The 13,531-nt window shown below is 33.0% G+C and carries 15 protein-coding genes; 3 read left to right on the forward strand and 12 right to left on the reverse strand.

Translation table 11 applies throughout. The features are described 5' to 3' along the window. Positions 1-14: 14 nt before the first annotated feature. Positions 15-776, reverse strand: a complete 762-nt coding sequence (locus SOJ_RS00670; RefSeq protein WP_002506121.1) for an SDR family oxidoreductase — start codon at positions 774-776, stop codon at positions 15-17. Between the two features lie 303 nt (positions 777-1,079). Between SOJ_RS00670 and SOJ_RS00675 the strand changes: the two genes are divergently transcribed. After that, the gene (locus SOJ_RS00675; protein WP_002506122.1) at positions 1,080-1,505 is read left to right on the forward strand and encodes a MaoC family dehydratase; all 426 of its coding nucleotides are present in this window, start codon (positions 1,080-1,082) and stop codon (positions 1,503-1,505) included. A gap of 133 nt (positions 1,506-1,638) precedes the next feature. On the opposite strand, the gene SOJ_RS00680 is transcribed toward SOJ_RS00675, so the two are convergent. Both SOJ_RS00680 and SOJ_RS00685 read right to left on the reverse strand, forming a co-directional pair. Next, on the reverse strand, positions 1,639-2,394 hold the full coding sequence (locus SOJ_RS00680; protein ID WP_002506123.1) for an SDR family NAD(P)-dependent oxidoreductase: 756 nt from the start codon (positions 2,392-2,394) through the stop codon (positions 1,639-1,641). Between the two features lie 43 nt (positions 2,395-2,437). Next, positions 2,438-2,872: a MarR family winged helix-turn-helix transcriptional regulator gene (locus SOJ_RS00685; protein ID WP_002506124.1), complete on the reverse strand. Its 435-nt coding sequence runs from the start codon at positions 2,870-2,872 to the stop codon at positions 2,438-2,440. A 144-nt stretch (positions 2,873-3,016) separates the two neighbouring features. Between SOJ_RS00685 and SOJ_RS00690 the strand changes: the two genes are divergently transcribed. Next, positions 3,017-3,751, forward strand: coding sequence for a glucose 1-dehydrogenase (locus SOJ_RS00690; RefSeq protein WP_002506125.1), 735 nt, complete (start codon positions 3,017-3,019; stop codon positions 3,749-3,751). A gap of 115 nt (positions 3,752-3,866) precedes the next feature. Here SOJ_RS00690 and SOJ_RS00695 read toward each other — a convergent pair whose 3' ends face one another. From SOJ_RS00695 to SOJ_RS00725, 7 genes are all read right to left on the reverse strand, one after another. After that, positions 3,867-4,190, reverse strand: coding sequence for a PH domain-containing protein (locus SOJ_RS00695; RefSeq protein WP_002506126.1), 324 nt, complete (start codon positions 4,188-4,190; stop codon positions 3,867-3,869). Positions 4,191-4,210: 20 nt separating this feature from the next. Then, on the reverse strand, positions 4,211-5,692 hold the full coding sequence (locus SOJ_RS00700; RefSeq protein ID WP_002506127.1) for a catalase: 1,482 nt from the start codon (positions 5,690-5,692) through the stop codon (positions 4,211-4,213). A gap of 13 nt (positions 5,693-5,705) precedes the next feature. Then, entirely contained in the window at positions 5,706-6,653 is a 948-nt protein-coding gene (gene hemH / locus SOJ_RS00705) for a ferrochelatase (protein ID WP_002506128.1), read from the reverse strand. Between the two features lie 449 nt (positions 6,654-7,102). After that, positions 7,103-8,692 (reverse strand): ABC transporter permease, encoded by a 1,590-nt coding sequence (locus tag SOJ_RS00710; protein WP_002506129.1) that lies wholly within the window; start codon positions 8,690-8,692, stop codon positions 7,103-7,105. 1 nt (position 8,693) lies between these two features. Continuing rightward, positions 8,694-9,590: an ABC transporter ATP-binding protein gene (locus SOJ_RS00715; protein WP_002506130.1), complete on the reverse strand. Its 897-nt coding sequence runs from the start codon at positions 9,588-9,590 to the stop codon at positions 8,694-8,696. 21 nt (positions 9,591-9,611) lie between these two features. Then, positions 9,612-9,944 carry a general stress protein gene (locus SOJ_RS00720; RefSeq protein ID WP_002506131.1) on the reverse strand — a complete coding sequence of 111 codons (333 nt, stop codon included), beginning with the start codon at positions 9,942-9,944 and terminating at the stop codon, positions 9,612-9,614. 39 nt (positions 9,945-9,983) lie between these two features. Then, on the reverse strand, positions 9,984-10,382 hold the full coding sequence (locus SOJ_RS00725) for a hypothetical protein (protein WP_002506132.1): 399 nt from the start codon (positions 10,380-10,382) through the stop codon (positions 9,984-9,986). Between the two features lie 248 nt (positions 10,383-10,630). On the opposite strand from SOJ_RS00725, the gene SOJ_RS00730 reads away from it, so the two are divergent. Beyond that, positions 10,631-11,416 carry a VLRF1 family aeRF1-type release factor gene (locus SOJ_RS00730; protein ID WP_002506133.1) on the forward strand — a complete coding sequence of 262 codons (786 nt, stop codon included), beginning with the start codon at positions 10,631-10,633 and terminating at the stop codon, positions 11,414-11,416. Positions 11,417-11,735: 319 nt separating this feature from the next. Here the strand turns inward: SOJ_RS00730 and SOJ_RS00735 are convergent, their stop codons facing one another. Both SOJ_RS00735 and SOJ_RS00740 read right to left on the reverse strand, forming a co-directional pair. Beyond that, the gene (locus tag SOJ_RS00735; RefSeq protein WP_002506134.1) at positions 11,736-12,296 is read right to left on the reverse strand and encodes a phosphatase PAP2 family protein; all 561 of its coding nucleotides are present in this window, start codon (positions 12,294-12,296) and stop codon (positions 11,736-11,738) included. Between the two features lie 18 nt (positions 12,297-12,314). After that, positions 12,315-13,496, reverse strand: a complete 1,182-nt coding sequence (locus SOJ_RS00740) for an FtsW/RodA/SpoVE family cell cycle protein (protein WP_002506135.1) — start codon at positions 13,494-13,496, stop codon at positions 12,315-12,317. Positions 13,497-13,531: the final 35 nt, after the last annotated feature.

A 13,531-nucleotide genomic window follows, 5' to 3' on the forward strand; every position in this document is an offset into this window, starting at 1 on the left:
TATTCATATTTATTCTAAAATGCTGCAGTCCATCCGCCATCTGCTGTGACGATTGTCCCATTGATAAAACTCGAATCATCAGAAGCTAAAAATAATGCTACTTTAGCAATTTCTTCTGCTTGCCCTGTTTTAGGTATCGCACTTTGTGCTATTTTTGTACGTTCAGCTCCAAAGTGATTAATATTTTTCATTGAATCAGATATATTTGTTTCAATTGCCCCTGGCGCAATCCAATTACAGCGTATACCTTTTTCAGCATACATAAATCCAGTGTTTTTTGTAAGTCCTACGAGAGCATGTTTAGAAGCACTATAAATGGCGCCCGCATGAGCACCATTTAATCCGCCTGTAGAAGTCGTATTGATAATGATACCTTCTTGTTTTTCCAAGAATATTGGCATCGCCTTGCGCATTGCCCTCATCGCACCTTTAGTATTAATATCAAATATTAAATCCCATCGTTCATCCAAGATATCTCCCACAGGCTCAAATCCATCCATAACTCCAGTATTATTGACTAAAATATCTAAAGTACCATAGGATTCTATAGCAGTATCGATCATATTATCGATATCTTCTTGCTTAACTATGTTTACCTCAATGGCTTGAGCAACACCATTATTTTCGTTAATCTCTTTTGACACTGCTTCTGCCTTTTCTAAATTAAGATCAGCTATGATAACTTTAGCGCCTTCTTTAGCATATAATTCAGCAATTGCTTTACCCATTCTAGATGCTGCACCTGTGACAATCGCTACTTTATCTTTTAATTTCATAATATTCTCCCTTTCTTTCTATTTTAATAGCTACTAGTGTAAATATATCATTTCGAGATTTTTTTAGCCCAAAATGAAGTTGTCGCTTTCAATTGCCTTACAACAAATATAAATAATGAAATGATTGTACGTATCTTTTGCTATAATTGGTTCAATGATATATTAGTTAAAAGAAGATATGCCCTATACACCAAATATTTAGTTGATAACATAGCTAAAGTTCATTTCAATAAATTTTAATTTTTCATATTTCTCAGTACAATAGAAATATGAAAAATTTAACACACTAAGGAGAATACAATCATGAAACTAGATGAATTTCACATTGGCGAAGAATTTACGACTAAGCCATATAAAATAAGCGAAGAAGCTATTACTGATTTTGCTAGTGAATTTGATCCACAATATATGCACTTAGATAAAGAAAAAGCGCAACAAGGCAGATTTAATGGTGTCATCGCTTCTGGTATCCAGACACTAGCCATTTCTTTCAAACTATGGATTGAAACAGGAAAATATGGAGAAGATGTCATTGCAGGTACACATATGAATAATATTAAATTTATCAAACCAGTATTTCCGGACGACGAATTACATACAGTTATAAAAGTTATTGATAAAAAGGCTGGTAAAAGAGACCAAGGATTACTTACGGTATTAATGACAACATTTAATCATGAAGAAGTTAAAGTATTTGAAGGCGAACTCACGGCACTTATCAAACGTTAAAATTTTCAAAATATATAACAAAAGCGGGACAAAAACCAACATTTGAAAGTTGTTTTTTGTCCCGTTCTCGTTAATAAATTATTTTATTTCAACTCAATTGATACAAAAATACTTCGTTATACTTTTAACATCATTAGTATAATTTAATACTACCGCCATCTACCATAACCGTTTGTCCTGTGATATATTGTGCATCTTCGCTTCCTAAAAATACTGCTACTGGACCAATATCATTTTCAACATCTCCAAATTTTTGCAACGGAATGCCTTGAACGACCTTTTCATAATAATCTGGGTTATCTTTACGCCACTGATCAACGCCTTCAGAATAAGCGATTGGCGATATGATATTTGCATTAATGCCAAATTCTCCAAATTCATTCGCTATCACACGTGTAATACCACGTATCGCCTCTTTTGCTACAACATATGCACCTTGATTCTTATCACCTTTTACAGCGGCACCTGAACCAAAGTTTATAATATTACCTTTTGTTTCTTTCAAATAAGGTATAACCATTTGGCATAAATAAAATGTCGCATAAAACCCCGTATTCAGAGATAAATTCAAATCTTCTTCTGTAATATCTAAAAAAGAATTCATGCGAGATGCATGTGCATTATTAACCAATATGTCAATTTTTCCATAGTTTACAATTGTAGTATCGACACAAGCTTGCAAAGAATCTTTATTTGTTAAATCTGTTTTAATAAATAATGTTTCGTATCCTTGATCATTCAATGTTTCACTCAATAATCTTCCTTTTTCTTCAGCAATATCAGCGATAACTACTTTAGCATGTTCCTTAGCATAAGACTTCACAATTCCAGAGCCAATACCTCCTGCACCGCCTGTCACAATTGCTACTTTACCTTCTAGTTTAGCCATTAAATCACACTTTCGTTTTTTATATTGGGTTACTTACAAAATGTTATTTATTCATTTGTTTTACATGACTATAAAGTTTCTTCTGAATATTAAGTAGTTGTGTCACTTCATCATCATTCAATACTGAATAAATGTCATTTCTCATTGCTTGACCTTGTTTTTGAGCCTCTTCTAACACATCCAACCCCTTTGCAGTAATAGTAATTAAAATGGAACGTCTATCTTCTTCTTGGTGTTCCCTTACTATGTAACCTTCTTTAACGAGTTTGTTTGTCAAACCGGTAATTGCTCCTGAAGTATAGCCAAGGGACTGCGCAAGCGCTGATGGTTTTTGCGCTCCATGCTCCTTAAGTTTAGATAAGGCAATAATTTGTGAAATATTGACATTCATATTAAATTGTTTCAAAAAAAGTGTCATTGTCGCATCGTTAAATAACTCAGCAGTATGAATGAGTTCGAAAAAATTATTCTTTTCCATGATATCCCTCCTATATATGTTGATATAACAATAGTATATATAAATTTACTTTAGCAGTAAAATACTTAAACCTAAATATTTAACTTTTAATGTATTTACTGTTAAATTATATAATAAGAAATAGAAATTGGGAGGATGTTATTTATGAAAAGATTAGACAATAAAGTTGTAATTATTACTGGGGCAGCACAAGGTATGGGGAAAATGCACGCAGAAAAAGTATTGAATGAAGGTGCAAAAGTCGCGATAACTGACATCAATGAAACGCTCGGTCAAGAGGTTGCACAAGAACTTGGGGAAAGTGCACTTTTTATTAAACATGATGTTTCTAATGAAGCAGATTGGCAAAATGTAGTAGATACGGTAATCAATAAATGGGGCAAAATAGACGTCTTAGTTAACAATGCTGGCATTACTTATAACACGCCTTTAGAAGAGCTCAGTTTAGAAAGTTATATGAAAATTGTAAACATCAATCAAGTGTCTGTATTTTTAGGTATGAAATCAGTCGCTTCAACTATGAAAGAACAACAACACGGTTCAATTATTAACATATCTTCTATGAATGGACTTGTCGGTGGTGCTATTGGTTACACAGATACAAAATTTGCAGTTCGGGGTATGACGAAAGCTGCTTCAAGTGATCTTTCATCATATAATATACGTGTAAACTCAGTACATCCGGGTGTGATTCAAACACCTATGATTGAACAAGAAGGCGTTAAAGAAGCAGTTGAAGAATTTGCGAAAACTATTCCAATGCGTCGTATCGCTTTAACAGAAGAAGTATCTAATATGGTCATCTTTTTAGCTTCAGATGACGCGAGTTACTCTACAGGTTCTGAATTCGTCATCGATGGCGGTCTTACTGCGTTATAAACAACTTATGAAAAGCAAATGTTTTACACATTAAAAACCCCTTCACAACCATTTAAATGGTTGTGAAGGGGTTTTATAATAATTCATAGTATCTATTGAAATCAAATTGCTAATTCTATTTTTTAGGCTCTACATAAGCAACAAATTTTTCAGCATTATCTTTATTTAAATCTGTTAATGAAAATGTGCCAATGCTAAAGCGCATCGTTAATACATTATCATTTAATTCGATATTTTCAATTTCGTCATATCTAATGTTTCTATAGTAAAACTGTCCATCCATATCAACATTTAAAATAAGACGTTCATTTGTTGCGACATAAGCTGCCTCATATACTTTGATTTCACCTTGAACAGGGTACTCCATTTTTCCTAAAACGGAAGGACCTTGTTTCTCAGTTGGAAATAAATCTTCTGGATTAATATTATCTAATATCATTCGATTACCTACCTTTTCAATTAGTCTGCAACTTCTAAGTCTACAGTATTAATATCAATACCCATAGCATCTGCTACACCTTGACCGTAAGCTGGATCTGCTTTATAACAATGTCTAATGTGACGGTGTTTAAGTGGGTCAGTAACTGGCCCCATTTCGTTAGCCGTATTATTAAATAATATTTGTTGCTTATCAGGTGACATGCGACGGAATAATTCACCAGGTTGTTCAAAGTAGTTATCATCATCTTCACGATAGTCATATTCGAATGCTTGACCTTGAATGTCTAAGCCTGGTTTTTTGTATTGCGGTTGGTCTTCAAGCGCACCGTTACTATTTGGATAATAGTGTGTGCCACCGCCTTGATTATTATCTAAAATTCTCATTTGACCATCTCTACTGAATGGACAAATATTTTCAACACCTACACCTTTAGGTTGGTTTACTGGAATTTGCCAATGGTTAGCACCAAGTCTGTAACGTTGTGTGTCACCATATGAGAATAAACGGCCTTGTAACATTTTGTCTGGTGAAAAGTCTAGCCCTGGTACGATGTTTGTTGGTGCAAATGCTGCTTGTTCAACATCTTGGAAATAGTTTTCAGGGTTTCTGTTTAATTCAAACTCTCCTACTTCGATTAATGGGTATTCGTCTTTATACCAAACTTTTGTTAAATCAAATGGATTATCTTTATGGTTGCGTGCTTGTTCTTCAGTCATTACTTGGATGTACATTTTCCATTTAGGGAAGTTACCTTCTTCAATGTTTCCAAATAAATCTCTTTGAGAAGACTCTCTGTCATTTGCTATAACTTGTGCTGCTTCTTCAGGTGAATAGTTTTCTATACCTTGTTGTGTTCTGTGGTGGAATTTAACCCAAACACGCTCGCCTTTATCATTGTACATAGAGTATGTGTGAGACCCAAAGCCATGCATATTTCTGAAACCTTTAGGAATACCACGATCTGACATCACTATCGTAATTTGATGTAACGCTTCTGGTAATAATGTCCAGAAATCCCAGTTTGCTTGAGGATCTCTCATGTTTGTTTTTGGATTACGTTTAACAACATGGTTTAAACTTGCGAATAATTTAGGGTCTCTGAAGAAGAAGACTGGTGTATTGTTACCAACTAAATCCCAGTTACCTTCGTCCGTATAAAATTTCAATGCAAAGCCACGAATGTCACGTTCTGCATCAGCTGCACCACGTTCACCTGCTACTGTTGAAAAACGAGCGAACATTTCAGTTTCTTTTCCAACTTCAGAAAAAATACTTGCACAAGTGTACTGTGTAATATCATTTGTTACTTTAAATGTACCAAACGCACCAGAACCTTTTGCATGCATACGACGTTCCGGAATAACTTCTCTATCGAAGTGCGCCATTTGTTCTATGAAATATATATCTTGCATTAAAAGCGGACCTCTAGGACCTGCTGTCATACTATTTTCTCTATCTCCTACTGGTGCACCAAATAACCCTGTTAGTTTTTTACTCATTATATTATCTCCTTTAATTTACCGTAGTTAAGTGATTCTTTTCTTTATAATTATTGATGACTGCATTTGCAATACTTTCAATAAACAGTTGATTTGAGCCAGGCATTTCAGCTCTATAATAATTACAACCTAAATCATCGCAAACTTTTTTACATTCATAATCATTATCATACAAGACTTCTAAATGTTCACATGTAAAACCTAATGGAACGTATATAAAGTTTTGATAATCATATTGTTCATGTAATGTTTGAGTTAAATCTTGCACATCTGGTCCAATCCAAGGTTCTCCAGTATTACCTTCAGATTGCCAACCGTTAAAAACATGGTTATGTCCAATTCGTGATTGGATTAACTGTGCTGTTTCTTCAAGCTGACTTGGATAAGGATCATTATGTTCCAATATCTTTTCTGGAAGACTATGAGCCGAAACGATAATTGCTGTTTTTTGATGCGCTTCTTCAGGTATTAAATTCAATTGTGTATTTACTGAATCAACCCAATATTGGATAAATTTCTCTTCTTTATAAAATTGATCCAATGTAGTTACTTTAATATTTTTCTCATTTGCATATTGAGATGCGCGTTGGTTATACATTTCTACTGAAAATGAAGAATAATGTGGTGTTAAAACTACACTGACGATTTCATCAATACCCTCCGCACTAATGTCATCTATCGCATCTTCAATGAATGGATGTATATGTTTCAAACCTATATATAATTCATAGCTTATGTCATTCGTCATTGAGTTAAGTGTATAACATAATGTTTCTGCTTGTTTTTCCGTCGTTGTTGCTAAAGGTGATACGCCACCAATATATTCATATCTATCTTTCAAATCTATGTATGCTTCATGGCTTGGTTCGTGTCCATGTCTGATATGCGTATAGTAAGGTAAAATATCTTCTTCCTTATATGGCGTACCATAGGACATACATAATAATGCTACACGTTTCATGTTAAGTGCACCTCCACTAACTCGCTCTTCTTTACAATAATTATCTATTTGTAATTATTATAATCTATTATAACGCAAAAATGATTAAAGTCTATATTTAAATATTTAATAAATCATTTGAATTGATAATACATCCTTATAAGTGATAATGAATTATGCGTTTTCATTATTTTTCATTGTTATCAAATTGTGAAATTATACTTTATTTTCTTGCAATAATCTATGTTTTATATGTAGAAAGTGAAAGTAGTAGCCGTCTGCCTCACATTAAATAATTTAATCCGAATTGAACACATACAGGCTGTAGCTGTGCCCTTGGCAAGCGAGTATGAAATAATATGTAATATAGCAAAATAGAGCTACCAATAATTTGGCAACTCTATTTAACGATAATATTCAATTTACATCACAATTCTTCCGTTATACAAAATCATTTTTTATTATAGTCATTATATATCTTTCCTGTTAAAACCGATCACACCTATGACACACAGTATAATGAAAATAAGTAAAAGGGTTATTATCGGCCCACTTGTAAAATCATCTATCGGCAGACTTGGAATATGCTCAAATGGCGTGATATCTTTCATCCAATCTTTCACATTCAGTAAAGTACCTAAATAATTCACTAAAAAAGTATAAGCAAGATAAGCATAGACTAAAGTCATTAACTTTATGCCCCATCCAATTACGACAGTTCCTATACCAACAAAACTCAGTATGGCTGGTATATAGACGATAGCTGATTGGATAACCATGTCAAAATCGAGTGGCGTATCCATTGAATAGAATTGTCCAGCATACAAACCGAGTCCTGCGACAAAAATCATCACTACCGCATTCACCACACTGATGATTAGAAAACTCAATAAGTACTTGATACGCGAAATCGGATTCGCTAATACAAGCGTCGCGTACTCTTTATCTATGGCTTTCTTTATTTTAAATAAAGCTAACAGTGTAGGCACCGTACTGATTATTGCCATCACCAACATTAATTGCGGTAAAAATTGTTTGACGTAATCTCCATTTGGATTTTCTAACATAGACAGTAATAATGGATTATCTTTAAAAAAGTCGTCTAAATTTCCAAAAATAGAGCCATATGATAAACCAAGTATAAATAACCCAATAGCAAAATATATAAAACTCATTTTTTGTAATTTTATTTGTAAACCTAGTGGAGATTTCATGTACGATTTCGCATGTTGCTTGCCTTTTTTCTGTGGTAATAATTTAGCTTCAATATCACGCAAACCATTTAACACAAAGGCAGATATAACAAAGATAACTGTAATGCCTAAAATGCACCACACCGGCCACCAATAATCTTCTGAAAAAGCATACGTTCTAGACAGCCAGCCCATCGGTGAAAACATAGATAGCGTCTCGTTGGCTACGTCTCCAAACGCCCTAACCAAATACATGATGAGTAATAGCGCGATACTCACACCGGTTGTTTCACTACTTGATGATACAAATTGGGCAACTAACATGGTCAATGCAGCAAACATAATACCAAATACACCTAAAGCCGAACTATATAAAAATGCCCCAACTAAATCTATACCATCAACGCTTAACAACGTTAGACCTAATGTAAGTAATATCATTAGACTGACATTAAGTAATAAAGTCTGAAGTAGGTGGCCCATCAATGGTGCTTGTTTACCAATAGGCAAAGCAGTTAGTATGATTATTCTACCGTCTTCTTCATCGCCACGCGTACCTCGAGATACTATCAAAATATTCATAATTGCTACCATTATTGCTGTGAATAAAGTCATTTCATGCGTAAAAAGGACACCAATGTTTACATGTTCAAAATCAGCTGGACCGAGCATCGCTTGCATCGCAGGGTTTTTTGACATTTCAATAATAGGACTCATCTTAGATTGGCTCGGGTACATCGACTCAAAAGCAGGTGGAATCATTAACGTTAAAGCAGTTAATAAGACCACCCATAAAATCATTTTTTTACTATTTCTTTTTACATAAAAATAAAATAACTTTGAGGTTTGGTAAAATGATTGTTTCATATCATTCACCTACTTCATCTGTGGCTTCATAATATCGTTTAAATATTGCTTCTAGTGTTGGTGGCATAGATTCCAATTTTTTAATTTCGAAGCGACTTAGATATTCAATTACAGCAGAAATTTTATCTGAATCGACTTCAAAATAATATGTGTTGTCTTCTTGCCTCACATTATTCACACCCGTCACTTGTGTTAACGTTCCTAATTGCTGTCCACTTTCAACGGTGAATTGCATACGTGTAAGATGACGCATCTCGTCTAAAGTCCCAGAAGTTATCATTTTCCCTTTACGGATAATACCTACGCGATCGCACAATTTTTCAACTTCACTTAAAATATGACTCGAGAGTAGTACACTTTTGTTATTGTTTTTAATGTCTTTTATGCATTCTTGAAAAACTTCTTCCATTAAAGGGTCAAGGCCAGAAGTAGGTTCATCTAAGATATATAATTTTGCATCAATACTAAACGCAGTAATTAATGCTACTTTCTGACGGTTTCCCGTAGAATAAGCACTACATTTTTTACTAGTATCTAATTCAAAGCGTTTAATTAATTCATTTTTTCTAGTGTGATTTGCTTTAGGATGAAGACTGAGAAAGAAATCAATAATTTCTCCACCGGTTAAATTTGGCCAAAAATTGACATCACCAGGCACAAAAGCGAGATCTTTATGCACAGCGACTGCATCTTTCAGCGCATTTTTGTCAAAAATTTCAATATTACCTTGTGTTGGTTTCAACATACCTAATATTGCTTTAATTGTCGTCGATTTTCCAGCCCCGTTTGGTCCAATAAAACCATAAACTTCACCCTCATTGAGTTCTAAATTCACACCATCTAAAGCGTAAAATTTACCAAAGCGTTTTGTTAAATTATGAATTTTAAGTAGGGTCATACATACCACCCTTTACACGATTTATAACAGCCCTTTAACTCTAAAATCAGTAACGATTAAAATTATCTTGTCTTCTTTCATATCTGCATCACAAGTTTCTGCATCACTAGAAGGCACACCTAATATGCTAAGTTTTTCTTTTAATTCTTCAGCTTTTGAATCAAAATCTTCATCTATATCAACTTCATTATAATCAACTGCTGTAACTTTTATTTGTTCAGTAACCTCTGCAGTTCGATTTTTATCATTTGATAGCACGTATATATCTTGGCTACCAATACCTCTATCTTTTAAAGCCTTCACATCCGCTACTAAAGCCGAGTCATTTGTATAAGGTTTCACAACAGGTGCCATACGAATCATCCCTTTCCAATACTTCAACTTATTAAGATACTAATTTTTCGCCTTAATCATTAAACTGTTATATCGATTTTCAGTTATATAAAAATAAGTGTTCTCTAACATTAAATCGAACAATTCATCTCTGACCATGTCATCTGTCATTTTAAATTGCGTTTCAACCTTTTCTTGTTCTTCATCTTCAACAAAAATAACTTGATCTTTTCTTACATCTACGGTCTTACGTTTATAAATGAGTTCGAGATGCGCACGCCCTTGATGTATCGCTTCTAAGTTGTCTATCTTATAGGCACTTTGTACAAACTCTTCAATTCGTCTTTCTCTGTGACGCTTACCTTTTGAAGTTTTAAAATCCTTTGTATACTTTAGCTTAACAAGTAAATAAATGACTAATATGAAAAGTATCGTTACAAGAAATAGTAGCGTAGCCATACATAGTCCCCCCTTTTATTCATGTGAATCTTCAATTTAAGTTTACATTTTCCAACATTACAGTTATTTTTCCCTTTGAAAACGCTTTTAAACACTTTTAAAATCTTAAAATTAACTTTTATTGTTTTAAAAGATTACTATTAATAATTTATACTTATTTACTAATACAATCTGACAATATATAAAGTTTAACTTCTATAAAAAAGGCAAAATGTATAGTATGTAAGAATTATGAAGGGTGATATATAATGCTTTTACAAGAAGAAATTAATAACTTGGAACAATTCGATGGTAAGTCACGAAATCAGAAAGTATTCTCAATTTATTTAGATACTAGTCCCGAACAAGGGACAAAGTGGAAGATCGAATTAAAAAATGCCCTAAAAGACTTATCAGACAAAACAAAAAGCAGTGACAATCATGAAGAAAAAAACCAAGCAAAAGACATTATCAATAAAGTAGAAACTGAAATACAGGGCGCTGAACCTAATTTAAAAAGAGGTCTTATTTTGTTTATGACTGCCGACGAGACATTAAAGTTCGAAAAGCACGTAAATATTTCTATAAAAACAGAATTTAAATGGGATACAAAACCTAAATTAGATCAGCTAAAATCATTACAACAAAGCTATCCTTATACGGGTGTTTTAGTTTTACAACAAGACAAAGCACGTGTGATTGAAACTGAAATTGGTACGATTGTAGACGAAGATTATTACACTCTAGATTTAGATACTAATGATTGGAGAGAACATTCTGGACCACAAGGTGATGATTTAACTCAAGGCGGCGCGCAAAGAGATGAATATAAAGAACGTGTGAAAGCTAATCAAGAACGTTGGTTCAAAAGTTTAGTAGCTACTATTGAAAAAAATGCTAAGAAAAAAGGTTGGCACCAACTTTACTTAGCTGGTGAAAAAGAAGAAGTAGAAAAATTAAAAACGATGTTCAATCATAACATTGACCAAGTAACACCAAGTAATATACTAAATTTAAATGCGACAGAAATTATAAATAAAGTAATGGAAGAATAAACTTCAAATCATGCTAGTCACAATATACAAAAAACCTTAATATGTACTAAATTTTAAAATCTGTACTTTGCTTTACCATATAATTTAAAGGGTTTGTTTCCTTATTTTTGTAGGAGACAAGCCTTTTAATTTTTTTGATTCGTTCATAGTTATGAAACTGAATATATTAATATTATTATATCTATTTTTTTCAATTCATTTTGATAGTATTTCAATATAAAAATGCCCCCTTCACATTTAGCTTTTTAAGCCTAAATTTGGGGGGCATATCAATAACAATTTATTTTTGTTAAGGTGTTTTTATACATGGATAGTAATGTCACCTATTGTTTTGAGTTGAGGTTGCGTTACCCACTTTCAAAGCTTGGAGCATAATCCCTATAATGAGTATGCTACCTATTGTATCTGTAAAAAAGTGTGCACGTAGATAAATTCTGGAAATGATAATCGAAATGACCAATAATACGCAGATGATAGTTAACCATTTATTATTTTTCAACAATAATATGAGACTCACCAGTAGACAGACACTTAACACGTGCATACTCGGAAAGCTATAGCCATCTATACTAATATCAGGTCTTGGTCGTTGAATAATATATTTAAAAAATGTACCTATCAACAAAACACTGAAACACCAAAATCCATACCACCAAAACTTAAATTGATTATAAATAAATACGAGTATTAAAATCACCAATATCATGAGTAAACAATGCAACGGCTGAAATATATTAGAAATTATTTCAAGATATACAACGACACCGTTAGAGTTAATCGTCCCATGTAACCATTGATAAATAAAATTATCTAATGGATCAGTTAAATCTATATGTATACATATCATGAGTATCAATAAGCACAAACTTATTAAAATCATTTTCAAATAGTCTCTCACTTAGTTTAATTTCCTTTCGTTATTAATTCTTCTAGCTACTGCTAATAGCGTTCCATAGGCGATACTTATGCTCAATATAGATGATCCGCCATAGCTTAATAGCGGCAATGTTACCCCTGTTAAAGGAATGATGCCCGAGACTCCTGCTAAATTAATGAACACTTGCATAAATAAATAACTTACGACACCGACGCAAATTAATTTATAAAATTGATTTGTGGTTTTATTTGCATATATAAGCCCTTTAACTAAAATAAAGCCATAAATCAGTAATATAAATAATACACCCAGTAAACCTAATTCTTCTGAAATAACCGTGAAAATAAAGTCAGTATGCGGTTCTGGTAAGTAACCTAGTTTAGCAATGCCATTACCTAGACCTTTTCCAGTAAATCCACCATTTCCAATTGCTGTTAAAGCACTCGTCAGTTGATACCCATCATCTTTTTCGTATTTAAATGGGTCAAGCATGACTTGAATACGTCTTAATCTGTAAATATTTTTAGCATCAAAAATCAAAGTATAGATACTATAAAATACAATTGGAATCACTGCAATTGCCATGATCTGAATTTTCACCTTATTTTTTAAATCTGAATAAATAAGTATGCAAGCAATAATCGCTACTGTTAATAAAGTACCGCCCAAGTCCCCTTGCATTAAGACAAGTAATAGACTAATACCGATGATGCCTAGTGGTGGGATGAGATGTTTCAACTGATAATCCCTTCGACTCGATACACGTTGATTAATCACATAAGAAAGATAAAAAATTGAGGTTAGCTTTAAAAATTCTGAAGATTGAATACTAAATAAACCTAAATTAATCCAGTTCTTGGAACCGTTTATTTCCTTACCAATTAACACAGTAATCAGTAATAGTAACAATGTACCTAACACCATTATTTTCTGTACATTATGCTCTTTAACAGCATTAATGTTAACAAAACTACCAATAAATATAATAATAACTATACCTAAAATCAAAAAAAGCAATTGTCTTTTCATAAAATAATTACTTTCAATAGGTATGCCACCTGTTAATGCGCCCTTAGATGCAGAAACCATACTAGCACTGTACACCATCATTACTCCTATAATACCGAGTATGATAAAACAGAGAATCATACTAAAATCTAAACCTTCTAAACGCCTACGCGCCATTGTTAAAAATCGCTTCATGACTTCACCTCATTATGACTGATAGACTCCAGTAA

It is taken from the genome of Staphylococcus sp. OJ82, assembly GCF_000294465.1.
In the GTDB taxonomy this organism is placed as follows: domain Bacteria; phylum Bacillota; class Bacilli; order Staphylococcales; family Staphylococcaceae; genus Staphylococcus; species Staphylococcus equorum.

Bases quoted from the DNA above. Each gene is read 5' to 3' on its own strand.
- SOJ_RS00670 (WP_002506121.1), bottom strand. From the start codon at position 776: ATGAAATTAAAAGATAAAGTAGCGATTGTCACAGGTGCAGCATCTAGA.
- hemH (WP_002506128.1), bottom strand. From the start codon at position 6,653: ATGAAACGTGTAGCATTATTATGTATGTCCTATGGTACGCCATATAAG.
- SOJ_RS00740 (WP_002506135.1), bottom strand. From the start codon at position 13,496: ATGAAGCGATTTTTAACAATGGCGCGTAGGCGTTTAGAAGGTTTAGAT.
- SOJ_RS00690 (WP_002506125.1), top strand. From the start codon at position 3,017: ATGAAAAGATTAGACAATAAAGTTGTAATTATTACTGGGGCAGCACAA.
- SOJ_RS00700 (WP_002506127.1), bottom strand. From the start codon at position 5,692: ATGAGTAAAAAACTAACAGGGTTATTTGGTGCACCAGTAGGAGATAGA.
- SOJ_RS00685 (WP_002506124.1), bottom strand. From the start codon at position 2,872: ATGGAAAAGAATAATTTTTTCGAACTCATTCATACTGCTGAGTTATTT.
- SOJ_RS00735 (WP_002506134.1), bottom strand. From the start codon at position 12,296: ATGATTTTAATAAGTTTGTGCTTATTGATACTCATGATATGTATACAT.
- SOJ_RS00720 (WP_002506131.1), bottom strand. From the start codon at position 9,944: ATGGCACCTGTTGTGAAACCTTATACAAATGACTCGGCTTTAGTAGCG.
- SOJ_RS00730 (WP_002506133.1), top strand. From the start codon at position 10,631: ATGCTTTTACAAGAAGAAATTAATAACTTGGAACAATTCGATGGTAAG.
- SOJ_RS00710 (WP_002506129.1), bottom strand. From the start codon at position 8,692: ATGAAACAATCATTTTACCAAACCTCAAAGTTATTTTATTTTTATGTA.
- SOJ_RS00725 (WP_002506132.1), bottom strand. From the start codon at position 10,382: ATGGCTACGCTACTATTTCTTGTAACGATACTTTTCATATTAGTCATT.
- SOJ_RS00715 (WP_002506130.1), bottom strand. From the start codon at position 9,590: ATGACCCTACTTAAAATTCATAATTTAACAAAACGCTTTGGTAAATTT.
- SOJ_RS00675 (WP_002506122.1), top strand. From the start codon at position 1,080: ATGAAACTAGATGAATTTCACATTGGCGAAGAATTTACGACTAAGCCA.
- SOJ_RS00680 (WP_002506123.1), bottom strand. From the start codon at position 2,394: ATGGCTAAACTAGAAGGTAAAGTAGCAATTGTGACAGGCGGTGCAGGA.
- SOJ_RS00695 (WP_002506126.1), bottom strand. From the start codon at position 4,190: ATGATATTAGATAATATTAATCCAGAAGATTTATTTCCAACTGAGAAA.